Source organism: Bacillus sp. JJ1503 (genome assembly GCF_036965125.1).
Taxonomy (GTDB): domain Bacteria; phylum Bacillota; class Bacilli; order Bacillales; family Cytobacillaceae; genus Cytobacillus.
Map to the genome: position 1 here is coordinate 1 of NZ_JBALOZ010000087.1, position 23,009 is coordinate 23,009.

Consider the following 23,009-nt stretch of genomic DNA (forward strand, 5'->3'; position numbering starts at 1 on the left):
TTTCATTGGTTCTTCAATAATGGAGCCAATCGTCATTTTCGGATTAACTGACCAATATGGGTCTTGAAATACCATTTGGATTTCTTTACGGCTTTTTTTATCTTCTAATTTATTTAATGTGAATAGATCTTTATTACCAAAAATAACAGATCCATCTGTAGGAGCTAGAGAACGCAAAATAGTTCGCGAAATTGTGCTTTTGCCGCAGCCTGACTCCCCCACAAGGCCAAAGCATTCCCCTTCTTTAATCGAAAAAGAAACATCATCAACTGCATGCAAAAAGCTCTTTTTTCGAAACAAACCTGTTCTAACGGGAAAGTATTTTTTTAAATTTACGACTTCCAGTAAATCAGTCATGAACAGAACCTCCCCCATTCGGATAATTACAGGCCACTTTGTGAGTCTCATTTACACCCGTTAAATTTGGCATCCCTTTAGTATTACATTCTGGTCTTGCACTAGGGCAACGGTTGAAAAAAGGACAGCTTGTAAGTGATCGGTCAATCATTCCATCAATAACAGGCAGTTTCTCACGCGTTTCTTTTAGCTTTGGAATTGCATCCATTAACATCGTTGTATAAGGATGCTTCGGATTTTGAAACACTTCCTTCGTCCGCCCTGTTTCAACGATATGACCACCGTACATAATGACAATTCGGTCGGCAATTTTTGAAACGACACTGAGATTATGGGTAATAAAAAGAATGGACGTACCATGTGTTTCTTTCATTCTATTAATTATATAAAGAATTTGCGATTGAATAGTCACATCTAGGGCAGTCGTCGGTTCATCAGCAATTAATAGCTTAGGATTACACGCCATTGCCATCGCAATCATGACTCTCTGACGCTGCCCGCCACTTAGTTCATGGGGGTATCTTTTTAAAGTCCCCTTTGGATCCGGGAGCCCGACAAAGGATAAAGATTCTATCGCTTTCTCCTTTGCATCTTTTTTTGAAAGTGATAAATGCTTTCGAATCATATTTATCATAGGTTCTCCAATCGGAAAGACTGGATTCAATGATGTCATCGGGTCTTGAAAAATCATTGTCATTGATTTTCCTCTAAATCCCTCCATCTTTTTTTCAGGAATGCTTACTAAATCAACCCCTTCAAAAAGGATAGACCCGCTTTTAATACTAGCCTTTTTAGTAGGAAACAAATTCATGATTGCAGATGCTGTCATAGATTTTCCTGAACCCGTTTCACCTACTAAGGCTATTGTTTCGCCACGATTAATCGAGAGCTGTTCTAGATCCAAAGCGGTAAATGTTCCGGAGCGAGTTTCAATTTCTACCTTTACATTCTTCATTTCTAAAAGAACATCCACTTCTTTTCCCTCCTATTGATCACGGGTTTTCGGATCTAGATAATCTCTCAATCCATCTCCAAATAAATTAAAGGCCATAACAGTAATAAATATAAATAAACCTGGGAATGTGACATACCACCAATTTGTCAAAAAGAAATTCTTCCCTATATTAATGAGAAGTCCCCATTCTGGCTGGGGAGGCTGTGCACCTAGCCCAAGAAAGCTTAAAGATGCAGCTGTCAGAATAATCGAGCCAAAGTCCATTGATATTTGGACGATGATCGGGGCTAAACTGTTTGGCAGGATATGCCTTATGATGACTGTCCAAGATGGAACCCCCATCGCTTTTGCAGCCTCAACGAATCCACGTTCACGTAACGAAATGACTTGTCCGCGTATTAATCTCGTATACCACGGCCACCAGGAAATAGCGATGGCAATCATCATATTTGTAATGGAGGGACCTAATAATGCTGCAATGGCAATGGATAACAATAGGGGTGGAAAGCTTAAGAAAATATCACAAATCCGCATAATGGTCTCATCAATCCATTTTCCAAAATAGCCCGCAATTAAGCCTAAAGGAAGACCAATTGCTACAGCTAACCCAATCGCAATTAAGCCAATTTGGAAAGAGATTCTTGCACCGTATAGCACTCTGCTAAATAAATCTCTTCCAAGTTCATCCGTTCCGAATAAATGCTCCGAACTCGGAGGCAAAAACTTCTTCTCTAAATGTGATTCAGAGGCAATATCGCCTGGGTAAGGAACAATGACTGGCGCCAGAACAGCGATAGCCACCAAAAATAAAATGATAAAAAAGCCTACTCCTGCCAGCTTATTCATTTTAAAGAAATACCGAATTTCACTCAAAAATGCACTTTTATTTGAACTTTTCTTCATTAATGCTTTCTCCGAGGAAGGAGGAGAAACATTTGGATTCACTTTAAGCATATTGTTTTCCTCCTATTCCGCATTTAACTTAATTCGTGGGTCTAGTATGGCTAAGACCATATCAACTAGGAAGTTTACAAAGAGATACGCTCCTGTAACAAAAATTGTTATACCCATTATGACTGGATAATCTGATGAAAGAATAGCTTTAGAAGTATACAATCCTAACCCTGGCCATGTAAAAACAGATTCAATGAGAAAAGTAGTTGTCAATGCATAGGCAAATGTAAGACCGAGCGATGTAACCGTTGGACCCATAGCATTTTTCAAGGCATATTTAAACGTTCTAGTTATATTTGAAAAACCATAGGCTTTAGTAACGCGCATGTATTCCTCACCGATTACCTCAAGCATGGAGGATCGTGTCATCCTTGTGACCACCCCTAAAGGAAATGCCGCCATTGTTAGCATTGGCAATATTAAATGCATAAGTGCATCCTTGAAGTAAATCCAATTCCCTTGCAATAAGGAATCTAACAAATTGGATCCCGTTATCGTTTCGATTGGATAAAGTAATGCAACATCCGTTGATACCCTTTCACCTAACGGAAACCATCCTAATGTTTGATAGAAAATCAGCTGCAGGATCATCGCTAACCAAAAGGTTGGAATGGACACACCGCCAATGCTTATTCCTCTCGCAAGATGATCTAACCATGTTTCCTTTTTAATTGCCGTCAAAACTCCTAATGGAATCCCAATGATTATCGCGATTAACATGCCGCCAAAAATAATTTCTAAGCTTGACGGAAGAAAGGTTAAAAGTTCTTTTAAAACAGATTGATGGGAAGTAATAGATACTCCCCAATCACCTGAAAATAACCCTTTCATATAAGTTAAATATTGAATATAAAGGGGTTGGTCCAACCCCAATTCAACCTTGGCTGCTGCAATTTGTTCAGCAGTTGCCTTCGGTCCAATCCAACGGGCTGCTGGTTCAGAAGGAATAACTCTAGCAATAATAAAGGTGATCAATGAAACACCAAATAATACAAAAATACCAAGTAACAATCTACGGAGAAAAAAACGAATCATAAGGGATCACCTATTGTTTGAATGTGTCATAGAAAAATACTACGTTTGGATATGCTGGATTATCTACATATCCCCCGAGGCTATTGTTAATAATACGCACATATTTTTTGTCGTAAAGTGATAGTCCTGGTGATTCTTCCACTAAAATATCCTGTGCCTGTTTATACAAATCAATTGCTTTCTCTCTATCAACACCTGCAATCTTTTGTGCTTCATCTACCAATTTGTCATAGCTTACATTTTTAAAGTAAGCTAAATTAAACACGATTTCATCCTCTGATCCATATAAATTCTTCATAAATGAATACGGATCTGCGTAGTCCGGCCACCAGTACATAAATAATATATCTTGACGCTCCTCAGGATTTGGTGATTTAGCAAGGTCCCATTGAGCTTCCCAAAGCATGCCTTTTAGCTCTAAATCAAAACCAATCTTAGCAAATTCAATCTTCATTAATTCGGCTATTTGCCGCTCATCTTCATCAGCGGAGAGGTAAGTAAGCGTTAGTTTCCCACCGTCTACTCCGGCTTCCTTTAACAATTCCTTTGCTTTTTCGATGTTGTATTCATATTGCTTTAAATCCTCACTATGTCCCCATAAGCCTTTTGGGATTGATCCAAAGGATTGAGTAGCTGTATTGCCTAAAATATCCTTAACAATGCTTTCATATGGAATCGCATAGGAAATAGCCTGACGAACCTTTGGATTATTTAAAGGCTCTTTTTCCGTATTGAATAATGAAATTAATTGCTGGAAGCTTTCTGTTTCTTGAATTGAAACCGTATTATCCCCACTTAAAGATTTTACGAGTTCATTTGGCAGCTGCTGAACGAAATGCAGTTCGCCTCCTTTTGCCATTTGCAGTCGAGTATTTGCTTCAGGGATTGATTTGAAGACCACTTTCTGAAATTGATTTGGCTTCCATTCACCCCAATATTCGTTATTTGAAGTCAGGATTAATTGGCTTCCCCGCTCCCATTTTTCTGGCTTATAAGGTCCTGTACCTGCAGAATTCCCTTCATTAAACCATTGTTCGCCTCCATTTTCTTCAGCTGCCTTTGCATCAAAAATGAAAGAAGCGTAGCCTGATGAAACAATGGTGTCTAAAGCTGCCGGATAGGATAAAACAAATTCTAACGTATAAGCATCCTTTGCATGAATTTCCTGTACAGGATCCCAGATGAATGCCGCTCCCTTTCCTCTTTCCATCGTTCTTTCAATAGCGGCTTTAGCAGCTTCAGCTGTCATTTCGTTTCCTGTATGGAACTTTACCCCTTGTTTTAATGTAAAAGTCCAAGTAAGTCCATCTTCAGATACTTCATACCCTTCAGCTAGTACATTTGTGAATGTTTCAGAATTTGCATCATACCTCAATAAGGTTTCATACATATTGTTCATGGCAACAATTTCATTCGAATAGCTATCACTTGGATCCCAAAATGTCATAATTTCATCATGAGCTCCAAACACCGCCACGCCGCCTTTTGGTGCACCCTCTGACTCTTTGCCGTCCGAACTATTGCCATCATTTGTGGCTGTATTATTACTGCATGCAGCTAATACAACAAGCAAGCTCAAGACAGTCATGAACCAAAACCATTTAGTTCTTTTCATTTCCTCCTACCTCCTACTATTGTTATTTATCCAAAAATCATGTTGAGTTTAAGCCTGCTTCGTATGTGAAAAATCTGCTAAACTCTTAAGCTGAGAATATAATTCTCTATTCTCTCCAATGTATTCCGGACCGAAAATAGCTAATCCCTTTTCAGTTTCCCATGCTTGCGGTGCAGGGTAAGTAATAACGGCCACTTCCATTCCTTCTTTACAGTTTGGATTTAATATCGGGTGCCCATCGTTCAAATCAACAACTGTTATTAATTCTGGAATAATAGAGACGATCCCATCACCATTCCTAGCAACCATATGTTCATTTCTAAACCATAGTGATAAATAATCTTTCCCATCAAGAGAGGAAATCGTGATATTTCCTTCTATAAATCCAATTACATCTTTCCAGTTCGAAGACGTTACGGTCCCCTTTATTAAAATCCTTCCTTGACCAGCTTCACATATCGGATTGATAGGAGATAGACCTTGCTCATTTGCTAGTCTCCTAGCCTTTCCGACACGCTCAGAATTAGTAAGAGTGTCACGAATAACTGTACTCATTAACCTTTCACCTAATATAGGATGGTCGCACATTCCGGCAATATTGCCTGAAGAAATGGCAAAGTTCCTAGCTATATCCTCTGCACGATCATGATTAGCAACCGACTGCACAATCAAAACGTCCCCATACTTATTGGCAAGAGCGAACGGGGCAATGGGTATATCGAAAATATTAAATGTTGTATGAGCAATATCTGGGACAGCCCTTCCGGCAGGATCTGCATCTACTAACGGGATATTAAGAGAAGCAGCTGTTTCCATAGCCCAAGCGATATTTGCACCAAGTTCTGTAGGAATGACAGCATCTAGCTTTTTTCCTAATGCTTTCTGCAATGACTTCGCAGCTAAAACAGATACATTTTCCTTCGATTTTAGAAGATTTTCTAGTTTCTCCACTACTTCCTTTTTAGGGGAGGCAACCGAACCAACATAATAGGGCGAAGCAATTAGCCAATCCTTTTCAACATCTTCTAAGGAAACCATTCGAACTTGCTTCCCATTCGAGTAGATCTCGCTGATGATCCTTAAACCTTCCTTTAGATCACCTCCACCCCCAGTACCATATATACATGCACCATATAAAATGTCCTCTGCTTCTTGCTGTGTTAAAGTCCTCAAAAGGGAACCTCCTAGTTATCTTTTTTATTTCAATTGCACCGAACCTATTCCTAACCGTCTAGTCTACACTTAGTTAATCCTTTAATTTTAAAAGTATCCTTTTCAATTAAAACTCCAAAGATCTCCTCAGCTTGTTCAACTGAAATGTATGCATTTTTTACATCTTCAGCTACGAGCTGGGCGTCTCTATCAAATGGGTTTCCATACCCTCCGCCAGTCCCTGTTACAAGCTTAACGACATCTCCTTTATTTAAAGGATAGCGAGCATACACACCAAATGGTCCATCGACTTCTCCGTTACTTTTTTCTATATAAAAGTGATTAGTTGATCCATCTTTCCCACCACGCAAACCCCATGGTGCAAATTTATTACGTCCGTACGTTACAGAAACAGCTTGATGATCAGTTAAAGCTCTATAGGAACGAATAACTCCTGAACCTCCAATAAATTGCCCTGCACCAGCACCATCCGTATTTAGAGAGTACTCATCGACCATGATTCCATATCTTGATTCAGCAATTTCAACCGGTACGTTATACGTTTCTCCATCACCAATACAGAACTGGGCTCTTACGCCATCTTCCTCGTTATTTGCACCCCAGCCTCCAACTGAAGGCTCTACAATTAAAAATGGCTCTTTTGTATCGGGATGTTTTCCAGATAAGGTTACGGAACATACAGATAGGAAATGCCCAGCACCCAGCTTTGTTGGAAGAACACTTGCTAAAGCCTTCCAAACGAGGTCACCACCCATTGCTCCACTTTCCCAATAAACAGACATTGGCGCTGGCCGCTCACACGAAAAAATTGAACCGGGATCTGTAATGATTTCAAGTGGTCGGAAAACCCCATCATTAATCTGATGCTCATCGTTAATAATGGACAAAAACACAGTCCGAACATCTGAAACGAGAGTCGTATAGGAGCAATTAACAGGTCCAGGCACTTGAGGATGACTTCCTCTAAAATCACAAATAAAGCGTTCATCCATAATAGTGACCTTTACTTGTACCTTAAACGGTCCATTTCCAAGCCCATCTGTATCGATAAAATCTCCTGCAAAGTACTCTCCATTAGGCAGAAGCTTGATTAAACTTTTTGCTGCCATCTCCCCTTGGTCCAGAAGGAAATCTGCCGTATGCTGAACGGTATTAACACCGTATTTATCACATAATTCTTGGTATCGTTTTTCACCAATTCTTAAAGATGCGATTTGTGCCCACATATCACTTATGGATAAATCCGGATACCTTACGTTTGCTCGAATCATTTCGACAAGGGCCTGATTGATTTTCCCTTCATCAAATAATTTAATACAAGGAAACTGAAGTCCTTCCTGATAAATTTCAGTTGCATCATTCGAAAACGACCCCGGGTCCTTTCCCCCAATTTCTGTCCAATGAGCTTTATTGGCTGAAAAAGCAACTAATTCATCATTATAGAAAATAGGCATTACTAATCCGACATCAGAAAGATGAGAACCTCCGCCATTATAAGAATCATTTATGATCACAATATCTCCTGGCTTTAAATCATCACCATATTTCTTTACTGTTTCTTTTACCATCGAACTAATCATTCCAATAAATCCAGCAACCCCATTACCTTGCGTTAATAAAAAACCTTTAGCATCTGTTATACCTGTTGCATAATCCAACACCTCATAAATAATTGGGCTCATTGAAGTTCGTCCTAATGTAAAAAACATTTCTTCTCCAATTGAGGTTAGGGAATCCTTTACAATTTCCAATGTGAACGGATCAATTGTTTTCTGCGCCAACTTACTTCCCTCCAGTATAAATAACTAGATTTCCATACAGGTCGACCTCTAACGTTTGAGTCGGATATACAACAACAGATGACATATTATCTTCAACAACAGCTGGTCCTTGTATCATCATCATCGGTCTCAACTGACTTCTGTCAAATACATTTGTCATTAGCCAGCCGTCCTCTTCAAAATAAACATTTCTGCTATATTCTACGACAGCCTCTTGATCATTCGATGATTCCAGCTTCTTTAGTTCAGGTCGATTAACCTTTCCTACTGTTGTTAAATGCAAGTTTACAATTTCTACCTCTGCCTCTTCTAAATTAAAGGTATAAGCCTTTTTATGATAATAATGGAAGGACTCAATAATTTGCTGAGTTGTATCTTGGTCCCACTGCCCATTTGGCATTGGCACCTTTACTGTGTGCTCCTGACCAACATAACGAAGATCGGCATATCTCATGAAAAGAATATCCTCTCTCTTTACTCCCTCATCTATATACCGCTCCATACTCTTCTGCTCTAATACGTGCCACATCTCATTTATCTCGTTTATATCTGCATTTTTTAATCGTTTAATATAGGTTTGAATAATGTCAGACCGTAAATCTGTCATCAACATGCCCCATGCAGAGAAAACAGCTGAAGCCACTGGAACAATCACCTTTTTAATCCCTAATTCTGCTGCTAAGTAGGTGCCGTGTAATGGTCCCCCGCCGCCAAATGCAACCATTGTAAAATCCCGAGGATCAAAGCCTTTTCTTACTGAAATAAGCTTCAGTGCATTTAGCATATTGGAATTAGCTAGACGAATAATTCCTAAAGCTGCATCCTCAACCTTTATGCCAAAAGGCTTTGCCACCTTATCAGTCATGACATCCTTAACTTTCTGTAAATCAACTGCATGCTCAAATCGATCAGCTGATAGTCTCCCCGTTAATAGGTTTGCATCTGTAATGGTCGGTTCTTCTCCTCCTTTACCATAGGCAACCGGACCTGGGACAGCCCCCGCTGATTGAGGACCGACACGTAAAGAGCCTACTGAATCGATCCAGGCAATAGAGCCGCCACCATTCCCAATTTCTACTATATCTACGACCGGAACCTTTAAAGGATAGCCCGCCCATTTCTCTGTTCTCTCAATCTGATAATCAGTCGTAATTTTTACATTGCCGTTTTCTATCAAGGAGCACTTTGCCGTAGTTCCGCCAACATCAAAAGCAATTAAATTCTTTTCACCAAGATACTCGCCTAAAATAGCTGAACCGAACACACCTGCAACCGGACCAGATTCTACCATATTGATCGGGGCCTCTTTCGCCAGCCCAAAGGTTGTTGTGCCGCCATTCGATTGCATAATATATTTTTGTGCTTTCACATTTTGTTTCATTAATTTCTGTTCTAATTGATTAATATAATTAGAGGCAATCGGCTTTACATAGGAATTCATTGCAGCCGTATTCGTCCGCTCGTATTCCCGCCATTCCTTTGTCATCTCATGGGAAGTCGTAATAGAAACCTCTGGCCATAACTCCTGAATAATCTTTGCTGCTTCTACTTCATGTGAAGGATTTTTATATGAATGAAGGAAGACAATGGCAATCGCTTCGACCTGTTCCCTTTTGAAATCATCTATTATCCTCATAATCTCGTCCTTATCTAACGGGATTATGACTTCTCCTTTATAATTAAGCCTTTCCTCTACCTCTCTTCTTAAAAAACGAGGGACAATTGGTTTTGGCTTTTGATAGCGGACGTTAAATAAGTCTGGCCTGTTTCCACGGCCGATTTCTAAAACATCCCGGAAACCTTTTGTCGTAATTAGGGCTGTTTTAACTCCTTTTCTTTCCGTTAATGCATTAATAATAACGGTAGTCCCATGAATAAATGTCTCTATCTCAGTTAGGGATATTTGGCTTTTCGCAAGAACATTTAGGACACCTTCCTCAAAGTTTGGAGGAGTCGTATTACTCTTAGAAAATCCAATTTCTCCTTCATTTGATACATATACTAAATCTGTAAATGTTCCGCCAACATCAGTTGAAACTCTCATCCATTCTCTCCCCTTAATAATTTTTTCTCTTGAAATGATCCACTTTCTCTAAAAGATGGAGGGTGTTAGTACGCATAGCATGACAGATTCCTCTTGTAGCGGGTTTTCATAATCATGCGGTATGTTAGAAGGAAAATGGATAGATTCATTGGCCTTAACAGTAAATTTGTCATGATCGACTATAAAACTTACTTCACCCTTTAATATGTAATAAAATTCTTCCCCTTTATGGACAAAGTTTTCATCCTTTTGCTGGTTTGGTTTTAAGACAACGATTAATGGTTCAAAAAGTCTGTTCGGGAAATTTCCGTTTAAACGAATGTAAGTAGTTTGGGAATTTTGAATTTGGAAAGATATTTGCTCTGATTCTTCAACATGATAGGTTTTGTTGATTAAAGGCTTTTGGAAAAAGTATGATATGTCTACTTCAAAGGCATCGGCGATTTTTTTTAGTGAGGTGATCGTTAAGGATGAAGAACCGCGTTCTATCATGGATAAAAATGCGCTTGAGAGCTCTGTCTTTTGACTTAATTCCTTTAGTGTCCAATTACGGCTCGTCCTTAGCTTCTTGATTTTCTCAAAAACTTCCTCCACTTTACTAACCCTCCATTGGTAATAATTCAGTATACTTAATTTTGAGTAAATATATTAAATATACTGAATATTTTAGCACCAATTTCGTTTGTGTCAATAACATTACCTGTTATTTTTTGACTATTAAAAAAGTCCTCACACAGATTGCAAGGACTTTTTTAAAAAGGAGGGTTCTTAAATTTCCTTTTAAAGGTCCCCTATTCTTTTAGTAGACCGGCCGCCTTTACTTTTACGTGGATGGAATTACCTGGAAGATAAGCGAGAGGGATATCCTCTATACTTACTATTTTCACTGTAGAAGGGGATGCCCCTGCTGTTATCGCTGAGTTAATCGCATGATTTTTTGCATCCTCAATGATTTCATCATATGTGTTTGATTCTAGTGTATAAATTTTGTCGGTTTCTCCGCTAACCTCACCTAGAGCTGCACCTATTGCATTTGCAGCAGCAAAGTTTTCTGGCATATACACCTTTGATACACCCTTGAGCTTTGAAGATACAAGAATACTCCCGCCTCCAACTAGAATGACCGGAACATCGTTTCTGCTCGTTTTCATTCGATCGATTGCATCTTCTAGCATTCTAGAAATCAATTGATCAGCTTTCTCGGCTAAATCGGGATCTATATTTTCCGTTTGTGCCTGATCGAGTTTAAACTTCCCCATTTTGACGGCAATATCTGTTGTGGTTAGTGTATCTCCTCCAAAGACTATGCCCTTTTCAGATAATAAGTAACCTACACTTTCTGGTCCAATGGCTACTTCCCCATCCTTGTTATAAACAATGGTTCCCCCGCCTAGGCCCATAGATAAGAGATCTGGCATACGGAAGTTTGTACGAATCCCGCCAATATCGACAGCCAATGACGACTCTCTTGGGAAGCCGTTGACAAGTACCCCAATATCAGTAGTTGTTCCTCCTATATCAACAACCAAAGCATGGTCCAAACCTGTCAAATGTGCTGCACCTCTTATCGAATTCGTTGGGCCGCTTGCAATAGTTAGGATTGGATACTCAAGTGCATATTCACAAGTCATTAATGTTCCGTCGTTTTGGCCAAAGTAAATCTTTGCATCGATTCCTTCTTTTTCAAGTGTTTGTTGAAAACCTTCTGCAACCTCTTTGATGATTTCTTTTAAGGCTGCATTTAATATGGTTGCATTTTCCCTTTCTAGCAACCCTACACTTCCAATTTCATTTGATAAAGAAATGTATAGATCCTCACCTAATTCTTCTCTCACAATTTCTGCGACTCTTTTTTCTTGAAGCTGATTTACAGGGGAGAACACACCAACAATAGCGATAGAGTGTGTCTTTCCTTTGAACTCTTGGCAAATTTCTCTTATTTCATGCTCGTTAATCTCTGCAATTGTTCTGCCGTCATATTCATATCCTCCAGATGCAATTCTTGTATTCATTCCAATTTTTTCGATTATGTCATCCGGCCAACCAGCTAAAGGAGGAATGGCAGTTGTTGCCGGTGCGCCTAGCCTTATGACACCAACCTTAGTAAGCTTTTTACGCTCCACAATTGCATTTGTACAATGTGTCGTGCCCAGCATCACATATTTAATCCTTTGAGGATCTACCTTACTTTTACTAAGAAGCTCTCTTACAGAATGATTGATCCCCGTACTAATATCTGTTGTTGTAGCGACCTTTACTTGGCAAATACACTCTAAGTTTTCATTCAGAAGAACGGAATCTGTGTGTGTACCTCCGACATCGATTCCAACACGATAATTCATTATTCCCAGTCCTTTCTTTTCCGTTCTAGCTGCTCTACCGGCTCATATTCATATGGATAACCGAAATAATGTGGCCCGGCCGTTTCAATTCCTTTTTTTGTACGCCACTTCTCATGACATGGGAATGCGATAATAATGACCCTTGCCCCATATTTTAAACCCTCTGTTGTGATCGGAACGCCGGTTTCTAAATCTAACACAGCAATTAAATCAGGAGTAATGGCAAGTGGTTTGTCTTTCGATGCATCAACTGCCAATAAATGCTCATTTTGAAAGAAGAGTTTGACAAGCTGATCTTTATTTTTATTTATACCTTCAATTAAAGCCTCCCCCTTAGTAAATCCCTCCTGAATACGGCGGCGGATATCAACCGCTTTTCCTTGGAACAATTCAAAGCCTTCAAGTTTCTTAAGCATTTCTTTGACTGGATTTAATCCTTTAACCTTTGAATGACGAATAATTTTCCCTATATCTTCAGCCAGGGTTAATGTATCGGGTATGGCACTTTGCTTTACATTTTTTCCTTCTAATGCATAATCACACATTTTAGCTTGTCCGCCCATTTGAATGGTAGCCGCACGTGCCAATCGCTCTGACCATTCACCGTTGATTGGGTACATAAGAAGTGTGTTGCCTTTGTCATCCGCCATCGTAACCGCACCAGGAGAAAGTCCATCAAGGTGAAATGTCACCATCTGTGCCTCTGGAAAAGCTCTCCCCATCGCATCAGCGTCTAGGACAGGAATTCCCTTTTTCGCAGCAGCTGCTACAGGAATAAGTGAGTTAATTCCGCCAACTTCAATAGGCATGATGGCTGTTGCTTTTTTTCCCAGCACCTTTTCAAGCATCTCCAGAGAGGCTGTTAGCTCCTCTTCTGAAGCAATTTTTTCAACACCTACAGTCGGCGCACCAATAGAGGAAACAGGAACAACTAAATCATCATCTTTTAATTCATCAACTGTAATCATTCTAACTTTTCCGTATTTCTTTATGGCTTCGATGGCCATCATTTTCCCTATGTACGGATCACCGCCCCCGCCAGTACCCAATACAGCAGCGCCAATCGCAATATTTTCAATTTCTTCAATTCCTAAAAGTCTCATTTCCATCCCCCGTTGATTATTTAGATATGCCTTCCCAATAGATTTTCCAGTTTGTTTTAAGCCGCCACTCAAGTGCCTCAATATCCTTTGGGTAATAAAATAATTGCGTAAATAAGCCATCCATTAAACATAAAAAACTAGCTGTTAAACTTTGAACCTCAATGTCTCTTACCTCATCCTTTTGAATAGCGGAAGTAAATATCTTATTCAATAAGTATGCTAAATAACGATCAGATTTTAAAAATTCCTCCTGAACCCTACTCTCTAATCCTTTTGGCGGAAAAAGCATATATCGCCTATAAAAGTTTGTTTTCTCCTCTTCCTTCAGATGGTAATAATGCATTTCTTGTAGAATGGTAAATAATTTCCTCTCTGCAGTATCATTGGATATGCTGTTCGAGATGTCCTGAATATATTGAAAGTGATGGCTAAATACTTCATGAAGCACAGTTAAAAATAAATCTTCCTTATTGCTATAAAACGCATAAATGGAAGGAGTTTTAATCCCTACCATTTCCGCAATCTTAGCTAGGGTTGTTTCTTCATAGCTATTTACTGAAAAAAGTGTTAGAGCTGCATCCTTAATTTTGTTTTTCGTCATTTTCATCACCTAATGATCATTAGTTAGGTTACAGTATAAAACATGAACATTCAGAATTCAACGAATTGTTTCCGGTTTTTTATGGATTTCTGTAAATTTGGGAGGCTTACCCGCTTTTGTTTACAGTTTTCTGTGGCGATTATAAAAATTGGGAGGCTTTCGGGGCTTTGTTTCTACTTTTTTATGAATCCCTGTAAATTTGGGAGACTTATGGAATTGGCTTCCATCAGTTGTGTACTCCAAAATGCTTTTCGTTGATTACGGTATATTTTTACCGTGATCATTTGCCTTTTGCACTCTACTAAAAATCCTTGCTTTATTGTCTTTTAAATACAACTTTTTTCGACATAGAAGGGGAAAGGAACGAAATGGCTCTTCATCAATTTTAGATAAACTTTTAATATTGAGGTTCAGTTAAATATGGACATTTAATTCAATCAAACGTTTAATTAAACTACCTCTAGCCCTTGTGCGGCAACCGTTTGCGCCTGTTCAATCAATCGTTTGATTAATGACTTGCTCCTTGAATCATTTAGAAATTGGAGCCCAATGCGAACACATATCAATCAAACGTTTAATTAAATTGCCCCTAACCCTTGTGCAGCAAGCATTTGCACTTGTTCAATCAATCGTTTGATTAACACCCTTCCCCCGCATCTCTCGACCCTCTGACATGCCCCTTGTCCCCCTTATTTCATCACGGATAAGCGGGAATACAATTTCAATGTTCATTCCTTTAATCTCGGCACTATAAAAATGAATTCATGCATCCACAAAATATTTTAATTGCCCGGCAAAAGCCCCCCTTCGTTCTAATATATTTTGTCGTGAGTGTTAATTATCGACATTTTGCAGACTAACCCTTGGTTTTTTCTCTTTTATCGAAAATTAAAGCCATTTCAGATCGCTACTTAATAATTAAAGTTCTCAACGGTAATCAACACTCCTGAGTAATATATTTCACTTCTTTCACTGATAGATGGGTATATTCTCCAACCTCATCCTTTAAAATTCCCCTTTTAAGTTATCTTCCTACAATTTCAATTTCCTTCTTATGCTGCAAAACTAAATTCTGGCGTTGACAGTGCACAGCCAACTATTCCAGCATTTTAAATTTAATCTTACAGCCTCTACGAAGCTGGGCAATTTTCCAGAGGTCTTCTTTTACTATTTTTCCAATGGTTGAATAGCCGCCAATAGTTTGGGCGTCTGCCATTAATATGATCGGCTGACCGTTATTAGGGACTTGAATGGTGCCAAATTGTGTAGCTTCAGAAAGAATGTCACTTCCATTTATAAATGTAAGTGAAGGACCTTCAAGGAGATACCCCATCCTATCCCCGCCCTTCATTTGGTATGCTGACTGAAAAAAATCATTTAAGGTTTCCAGACTGAATCGATCTAGATGCGGGCTCGGCCAAACTTTTACAGTCAGTTCTTCAGAATAAGCGGGAATATATCTTGTCCGGAGACCTCTATTGAACTTTCTGCTTTTTACCACCTTGGCATATACAATCATTTCCTTTTTTAGCTGTGAGCCTAGCTGACCTTTTGGATATGCCGATGCACTGCCCAATAGTTCTTCAGCATAAAGTCCGCCTTCTGGAATGAGATAAGCGATTGTTCCACTGATCGGTTTTGTCAGCTTCAGAATCTGCCCTTTATATACATTAAAGGATTTCCAGAGAGGTGCTGACATACCGTCAAGCATGGCCCCTAAATCTGCACCGGTAATCACTACTCTATGATCAGACAATACCTCCAATTCCATTCCGCCTAAAAAAACCTCGAGTGCTGGAGCATTTTCATGATTACCCAGAATATAGTTTCCCATATGATAAGCATGGAAATCCATCGCCCCAGAAACAGGCACACCGAAACGCTGGTAACCAGTTCGGCCCTTATCTTGAATGGAACCATAAACCCCTGCTTTCTTCACTTTAAATAGTGGAATCATATCTTTTTCCCTATCGCTTCAACAAGGACTCCAGCTTTTTCTAAGGCTTTTCGAATAAGCATGGTATGATGCGCAACATGATCTCCATCGCCATGAAGGCAAATCGTATTCGCTTTCATAGGCAGCCATTGGCCTGATTGGGTTTTTACCCGCTCGTTAAATATGATTTCCTTTACTTGCTCGAAGATGTCATCGAACGATTTCAGCACTGCATTTGGCAGAAGCCTTGAACACAAACGCCCATCATCAGAGTATAGCCGATCTGCGAATGCTTCTGAAGCCGTTTTCAAGCCAACCTTTTGACCTGCTTTTATTAATTCACTATTGGTTAATCCGAACAAGTACACATCAGCCGAAGAATCGTAAACAGCTTCAGCGACAGCCTCTGCAACCGCAGGATTTTCCGCTGCTGCATTATAAAGGGCACCATGAGGCTTCACATGCTGAAGAGGAACACCATGAATATCACAAAAAATACGAAGTGCGCCAATTTGGTAAACTACACAATTGTAGATTTCACGCGCAGTCATCTGCAATGCTCTGCGCCCAAACCCTTGAAGATCTGGATATCCTGGATGAGCACCAATCCCAACTCCATACTCCTTCGCTCTTTTTACAGTCTCTTCCATGACATTAAAATCACCAGCGTGAAAACCACAGGCAATATTTGCAGATGTTATATGACGGAAGAGCTCTTGGTCTTCACCAATCTTAAAAGTCCCAAAACTTTCTCCGACATCAGCATTTAAATCTATGTGCATAACGGCACCTCCTTATTGTTAAAAAATTTTATCTGACAGCCGTTAATGAATAAATGATGAAACAAATTTAAGTCATTTCCTGATAATTAACCAATATTTCGGCATGAAACTTTACCCGTGCTAAATCTTTTCCATGAACTGTTCCGTTAATCTGCGACAAAACTTTTTATCTCTTCTGGGTCCGCTTCCAATCGCTTTTTGATCTCATAAAACTCATCCATTGCAATGGGTATAAAATTAAGCTGATCGCCTGCTTGTATTAAAAACGGGTCCGACCGGCCAGGCACAAACAGATCAAGCGGTGTTCTCCCGATAATATTCCACCCACCAGGAGATTCTAACGGATAGATCCCCGTCTGATTATTTCCTATACCTACTGTCCCTTTTGAAACCTTCATACGAGGTGTATCCAGCCTTGGCGTTGCTAATTTTTCATTCAATCCGCCTAAATATGGAAAACCAGGTAAATCATATAAACGGTATATGTCTGATTAGAATGTAAGGAAATAATTTCTTTCTTACTTAATTGCGTGTGTTTCATTACTCTTTCTATATCTAAACTAAACTCATCGTCATAGCATACCGGAATATGCAGCTTTCTTATTTTATTCTCCGTTTCCTCTTCACTGCAAAGCTCCCATTTCGTTAGCAGACGTTTTATATCATTGTTGGGATTTTTCATTTCCTTTTTAAAATAAACGGTAACCGCGTGATAGCTTGGGACTACCTCTTCGATCAATGACCCTGAATCTCGTTCAACAGTCATACAAAACTTTCGTACCTTCTGAAAGGTCTCACTATCAATATTTTGGCCGAAGCAAAACCGAATGCTGTTCTCTCCAGTTACCATTGCTTCGGGAATATATTTTTGCAGATTACTCATTTTCAGATAACACTTGAATACAAGTGAGAATGGCCTTTTTTAAATCTTCGTGGGACCAGCTTGGAATCTTTCCGTGCTGGATTGCCAGCTCATGGGATGCAGGTATATGAATAAAACCGGAAGGCATTTGACGTTTATTCAGGCTCGCAAAGTGCAGACTTTGATACATTACATGATTACAAAGATATGTCCCAGCCGTATTAGAGACTTCTGCCGGAAGCCCTTCCTCTATCAGGCGGTTGACCATCTTCCGTATAGGAAGGGTTGTCATGTAGCCGTCTGCTCCTTCCTCCTGTATGACTTCATCTACTGGGATATTGCCGCTATTATCTGGCTCGCCATCATTCACATTAATGGCAATACGTTCGGGTGTTATTTTATAGCGCCCTCCTGCTAATCCTAAAGAAATGACTGCGTCCGGCTGAATTTTCTCTAAATGGGCTAAAAGCTGTTTTCCGGAGTTTTTGAAGTCAACCGTCAAAACCTCGCTATGAATCTTGTAATTTCCAACCTCTTTTTCATGCAATTCTTCAACAATACGCATTGTTGGGTTAATAGAAAATTTTAAAAACGGTTCAAATCCAGTGAGTAATAATGTTTTCATAGAAAAACTCCCTCTCATTATGAAAGTCGAAGTGGGCGTCTCCGTTCTAATCCAAGCCCGTTCTTGTTATGGCGTTCCACATCAATCTCTGCCTTTTGAAGAGCCTCCAAAATGGCTAAGTCAAATAAAATATGTGCTTCAATACAGCTTTCGAGAACCTCACCATACACAGTTTCATCCGCAGCTTCAGAGATAACCTCAGCTGCAATCCACTCAGGGTATCTTGTAATTCCGATTGTTGAATAGCTTGGGGCAACATCCGACTGCCGATAAAAATGAATACCGGGAACCTCTTCGATTGGAAAAACTTTTGGCAGCCATTGGTTGCCGTACTTTTTAAAGCGTTCCTTCCAGTACTGATTTTCCTCTTCAATCTTTGTACCTTTGATCCAATGGCTAATTCGATTAGCAATCACATCTAAATTTACTTCATGCGTTGGCCGGAATTCTCCTTTTGATAATCTTCCAATTCCGTATATTTTCGCACTTGGCAGAAAATATGAGACAGGAAAGCGCGGCGGGCTATTATAACCCGCAAAAGGCTGGACCCATTCATGTGAAGGGATGCCATGATCATCAATGATGATATCCGGGGCCCATCTTCGCAAAATCTCTGGATATATATTTGCCTCTCCAAATACAGTTTCATGGAAACGAACGAGAGAATATTCCAAGCCCACTGCATTATATCTTGCTGCATGGTGCTTCCATTCCGGGTGCTCTTCCGTAAGTTTTAGCATTAATTCGTGCCCATCAGGATTTGCAAGAGGAAGAATAACAATGTTCATATCCTTTAATAAATGATCAAAATGCCCGTCGGCCCGTTCTAATAATTTTAATACAGCAGGCGTACTCGAAACCTCGTTGGCATGGTGACCAGCCTCAATAAAAATGGTTTTCTTAAATAGAGACATTTTCAAAGGAGAATAAAACTCTTCACCTGCATCAAGGAAACATTCAAAAACAGGAATTGGATGACCACGGTAAGAATGGTCGGGATACAAAATCCGATACTGACGCTGATGGCTGATCCAATCTTGCACATCCTTATGAATATGCTGTGAAGGAAATTCAAAAGCTTCTACTGGACGTGTTATTTCCTCATGCCCATTTGTCATGATAGCCTTAAAAAGATGTCCTTCACGATTAAACTGAATAGATGTCGTTGTCCATTGCTCTATTTGTTTATCTTCCCAGCTATAGACTCGAATTAGCGCCTTAGGCTTCTCTCTATACGTTACATGCATGAACGGGTGAACTCCGCCGGGAGCGTCAAATGACTTCCCTTCAAGCTCTAGTCCCATATGGGCAAAGTAGTCCAGTGTATTAAAATAAAGATCCTCATGCAATGCTTCAAGGGAGGATACACGTTCTTCATCAATGGATAATTTTCTTTCTTCCTCACTCATCCATACGTCTATTTCTATACGGTCAAATAGTGGGCGGTTATGCCCTTGGCCTGGACGATAACTAGAAACCTCACGCCTAAGACTAGGCAGCACTTCGAGCATATAGAAACGATAAAAGCGTTCCCTGTCGGATTGAACAATATGTTCAATTGGTTCTTCCCCAGATTTCAGTATTCGTACAGCGCTTGAACTTGGATAAACACTATGCTTTTCGTCTACATATGGGAGCTTTGAAACAGGTACGTCCAAATACCCCATTAAATATTTTTCACCTGACTTGCCAATTCGATAGACTTCATAGGTGTGTTCAAGGCCATCCTCTAACGCATATTGAACCAACTCGGCTTTCAGGCCGATTTCCTTTTCTATATATTTGTCAAGGGGATACAATTCCTGAATCCAGCGAATAGGCAATTCAAGTGCATTTTTACCTGCTTGTTTTTGAACTTTTATTTCAATGCCTTGAATTCCTTCATCTTGTATCTCTGAGTCTATAAATTCCGGCAAAACTTCCTCAATAAACCAATGAAATCCCGTTTTGAAAGCAGAGCGAATAGTTATGGATTTTATTTGGGGAAAATGAAGCTGCCACTCTTTCTCTAAGGCTTTTCGAACTTCCAGTGGTTCTGATAAATAGATTTCGATATTTGCACCTTCAAGGTCTTTTTCATTTGCTAAAACCTCAAAAGCTCTGTCCGCTTCCCATTCATCTGTCCAATTCATTTCAAACAAAAGCGAGGGCTCTGTTTTTTGAGATAATTTATGCTCCTGCTCCCAGTATCCAAATTCCCCTCCCTCACTCCAATGTTTTGCCCGTGCAAGATGATAAATGGCAGCCGGAAGGTTAGTTTTATTCCCTGCTAAACGTAAAGTATTCGGATACGGCAGTTCTAACATCATATTGGAACCTTCCGTCACTTGAAACTGTAAAGCGGCATCTGCATTTCCTGTAATAGGAAACTCGATTTCGGTAGAATACATAGCTCCCCTAGCAGCTAAATGACTAAGCTCACGCAAAAGTTCAGGTGTCCACAATAAGTATTCAACGTCAATATTCATGCTGAATGCTTTAGAAGGGGACGCCTCACTAATCTTTCCTATACCAGAGAAGCTCCAAAAGTCTGCTAAACTATTAATTTTAGGATAAGTATTATGACAATCTTTTCTAACAGCTAAAGTCGGAATAATTGTCTGCCCGCTATAAAGTCTGCCATCTTTCAATTCAATTCTAGAACTTTTCTCAGTTATTAATTCAGGTTCCATGGAGGCTAGAAGCTTAAGCAAGGTCGAAAGCTCTATTTCATCTTTATAGCTGACAACAAGATGCTGATTCACTACCCTTATTGCTGTGAATAATTCCGAGTGTTCAAAATCCATTTGAATAGCTTTATCACTTTTTTCAAAGAAATGGAAGGAGAGGGATGTTGTTTCAAACCCCAACCGGCCACAGAAGTCTATTAAACCTTCTGGGACAAGATGATCAGGCAAGTTAATATAAATCGATGTACTATCAACAACTCCATCGCCGTTTTTATCACGCAATAGACCTTCTTTCGACCAAAGCGCAAGAATATTCTTCACTTGTCCTCACCTACAATTTCATATTTGGATCGAATTTATCTCTGAGCCAATCTCCTAATAAGTTAAAACCCAATACGGTCAGCATAATGGCAATACCAGGGAAAGTAGCTGTCCACCAAGCAGTCGTGACATAGTTTCGGCTATCTGCAAGCATTCCGCCCCAAGATGGAATGGTTGGGTCCACTCCCAAACCTAAGAATGTTAGTGAAGCTTCCAATAAAATAAATTCTGCAATATACATCGTTCCTAGTACGAGAATCGAGGATAACACATTTGGCAAAATATGCTTCCAGATAATAGTAAAGTGAGTTCCACCAATCGCCTTAGCTGCATGAATATATTCTTGTTCTTTCAAGGAAATTACTTCTCCCCTGATTAACCGGGCGAAACCTACCCAGTATGTTAACCCGAGAATGATGATAATCTTCCAAATTCCTGTACCGAGCACACTCATAACGACAATGGCGAACAGAATAAATGGAAAGGCCAGTTGGATATCTGCCACACGCATTATAAAATCATCTAGCCATTTTCCAAAGTAGCCTGAAATAAGCCCAAGGACAGTACCAATAACCAATGAGATTAAAACACCGAAAAATCCAACCATTAATGAAATTTTCGCCCCGTAAATGATGCGGCTAAACAAGTCCCGGCCAACTTGGTCTGCGCCAAGAAAATAAACAGACTTACCTGTTTCATCTGCCCAAGATGGCGGAGCAAGACGGGATGTCAAGCTTGCCTTTGATGGATCAAATGGAACAATCCATTGGGCAAAGAGTGCTGCCAATAAGCTTAGAACGACAAGGATGATTCCAGCAAACCCGGCAGGATTTTTTTTAATAAAGCGCCAAAACCGTTTTAATAATGATTTTTTGGGGCTTACTTGCTGCTCTGGTGTTTGTTCGAGCTGTAAGGATGTCATGAACGGCCACTCCCCCCGATTTTTATTCTCGGATCAATAAACGTGTAGCTTAAATCAATAATCAGATTGACTACTACCATAACAATTGCTAGAAAAATAACTCCGCCTTGAATAACCGGATAATCCCTTTGATTGATGGCATCAATAATTAACCGGCCAATTCCTGGCCAAGAAAAAATCTGTTCAACAATAACTGTTCCTCCTAGTAGTGCACCAAATTGAAGGCCAATAAATGTAACAGTAGGCAATAATGCATTGCGGAAGGCATGTTTTATGATTACAGCCAGATCACTTATTCCTTTCGATTTTGCGGTTGACACATATTGCTTATTTAATACCTCGAGCATAGAGGATCGGACTAGTCTGGCCAAAATCCCCGATAATATCATACCCAATGTAATAGAAGGAAGAATGAGATGCTTGAAGCCCTCAAAGCCAGAGGACGGCAGCCATTTCAGGTTTACGGCAAAAATAAGGATGAGCATAATACCTAACCAGAAATTCGGAAAGGAAATACCAATTAAGGAGAAAATACGCCCAAAGAAATCAACACCCGTTCCCCGTTTAACTGCTGATAAAATACCTATTGGGAACGCAATAATAATTGCAACAGCCATTCCGCCAAAAGCAAGAGCTAACGTAGCACCAATCCGTTCCTTGATCAAATCCATTACAGGCATTCCGCTCCTGAACGATTCCCCAAGGTCAAACGTAATTAGCCCCTTCAAAAATATCCCATATTGTACATACAGCGGTTTGTCTAGTCCAAGATTGGCTCTCACCTCGGCTATCGCCTCTTTTGTAGGCTCCCCTGCCTGGAACATGACAGAAACAGGGTCCCCAGTCAGCCGAATGGAGAAGAAGATAATTAACGATATAGCGAAAATAACTAAAATGGTGTGAAACAATCTTCGAATAACATAAGCTATCAT

At 39.8% G+C, this 23,009-nt stretch carries 18 protein-coding genes and 1 pseudogene; all 19 read right to left on the minus strand.

The window, feature by feature from the left end:
* Positions 1-357 (minus strand): ATP-binding cassette domain-containing protein (locus V7149_RS08210; RefSeq protein WP_335345162.1); only part of this gene is annotated, 357 nt, incomplete at its 3' end.
* Positions 350-1,330, minus strand: coding sequence for an ABC transporter ATP-binding protein (locus V7149_RS08215; protein WP_335345163.1), 981 nt, complete (start codon positions 1,328-1,330; stop codon positions 350-352). The genes V7149_RS08210 and V7149_RS08215, both read right to left, overlap by 8 nt.
* A gap of 12 nt (positions 1,331-1,342) precedes the next feature.
* A complete protein-coding gene (gene nikC, locus V7149_RS08220) occupies positions 1,343-2,266 on the minus strand; it encodes a nickel transporter permease (protein WP_335345164.1) in 924 nt (307 codons plus the stop codon).
* A 12-nt stretch (positions 2,267-2,278) separates the two neighbouring features.
* Entirely contained in the window at positions 2,279-3,301 is a 1,023-nt protein-coding gene (locus V7149_RS08225; RefSeq protein ID WP_335345165.1) for an ABC transporter permease, read from the minus strand.
* A 10-nt stretch (positions 3,302-3,311) separates the two neighbouring features.
* Positions 3,312-4,916 carry an ABC transporter substrate-binding protein gene (locus V7149_RS08230; RefSeq protein ID WP_335345166.1) on the minus strand — a complete coding sequence of 535 codons (1,605 nt, stop codon included), beginning with the start codon at positions 4,914-4,916 and terminating at the stop codon, positions 3,312-3,314.
* A 48-nt stretch (positions 4,917-4,964) separates the two neighbouring features.
* Entirely contained in the window at positions 4,965-6,089 is a 1,125-nt protein-coding gene (locus V7149_RS08235; protein WP_335345167.1) for a DUF917 domain-containing protein, read from the minus strand.
* A gap of 50 nt (positions 6,090-6,139) precedes the next feature.
* On the minus strand, positions 6,140-7,870 hold the full coding sequence (locus V7149_RS08240; RefSeq protein WP_335345168.1) for a hydantoinase B/oxoprolinase family protein: 1,731 nt from the start codon (positions 7,868-7,870) through the stop codon (positions 6,140-6,142).
* Position 7,871: 1 nt separating this feature from the next.
* Complete coding sequence (locus tag V7149_RS08245) at positions 7,872-9,914, minus strand: hydantoinase/oxoprolinase family protein (RefSeq protein ID WP_335345169.1); 2,043 nt, start codon at positions 9,912-9,914, stop codon at positions 7,872-7,874.
* Positions 9,915-9,962: 48 nt separating this feature from the next.
* Positions 9,963-10,508: a helix-turn-helix domain-containing protein gene (locus V7149_RS08250; RefSeq protein WP_335345170.1), complete on the minus strand. Its 546-nt coding sequence runs from the start codon at positions 10,506-10,508 to the stop codon at positions 9,963-9,965.
* Between the two features lie 197 nt (positions 10,509-10,705).
* A complete protein-coding gene (locus V7149_RS08255; protein WP_335345171.1) occupies positions 10,706-12,256 on the minus strand; it encodes a hydantoinase/oxoprolinase family protein in 1,551 nt (516 codons plus the stop codon).
* Positions 12,256-13,359, minus strand: a complete 1,104-nt coding sequence (locus tag V7149_RS08260) for a DUF917 domain-containing protein (protein WP_335345172.1) — start codon at positions 13,357-13,359, stop codon at positions 12,256-12,258. Before V7149_RS08260 ends, V7149_RS08255 begins: the two co-directional genes overlap by 1 nt.
* 16 nt (positions 13,360-13,375) lie before the next feature.
* Entirely contained in the window at positions 13,376-13,960 is a 585-nt protein-coding gene (locus V7149_RS08265) for a TetR/AcrR family transcriptional regulator (protein WP_335345173.1), read from the minus strand.
* Between the two features lie 1,096 nt (positions 13,961-15,056).
* A complete protein-coding gene (locus tag V7149_RS08270) occupies positions 15,057-15,917 on the minus strand; it encodes a biotin-dependent carboxyltransferase family protein (protein ID WP_335345174.1) in 861 nt (286 codons plus the stop codon).
* Entirely contained in the window at positions 15,914-16,678 is a 765-nt protein-coding gene (locus tag V7149_RS08275) for a LamB/YcsF family protein (RefSeq protein ID WP_335345175.1), read from the minus strand. Before V7149_RS08275 ends, V7149_RS08270 begins: the two co-directional genes overlap by 4 nt.
* 146 nt (positions 16,679-16,824) lie before the next feature.
* Positions 16,825-17,561, minus strand: a pseudogene (gene pxpB, locus V7149_RS08280) (5-oxoprolinase subunit PxpB).
* Complete coding sequence (locus V7149_RS08285) at positions 17,554-18,165, minus strand: pyroglutamyl-peptidase I (RefSeq protein WP_335345176.1); 612 nt, start codon at positions 18,163-18,165, stop codon at positions 17,554-17,556. Before V7149_RS08285 ends, pxpB begins: the two are co-directional and overlap by 8 nt.
* A gap of 17 nt (positions 18,166-18,182) precedes the next feature.
* Complete coding sequence (locus V7149_RS08290) at positions 18,183-21,155, minus strand: M14 family metallopeptidase (protein ID WP_335345177.1); 2,973 nt, start codon at positions 21,153-21,155, stop codon at positions 18,183-18,185.
* 10 nt (positions 21,156-21,165) lie between these two features.
* Positions 21,166-22,077, minus strand: coding sequence for an ABC transporter permease (locus V7149_RS08295; protein ID WP_335345178.1), 912 nt, complete (start codon positions 22,075-22,077; stop codon positions 21,166-21,168).
* Positions 22,074-23,009, minus strand: coding sequence for a nickel ABC transporter permease (nikB, locus tag V7149_RS08300; protein ID WP_335345179.1), 936 nt, complete (start codon positions 23,007-23,009; stop codon positions 22,074-22,076). Before nikB ends, V7149_RS08295 begins: the two co-directional genes overlap by 4 nt.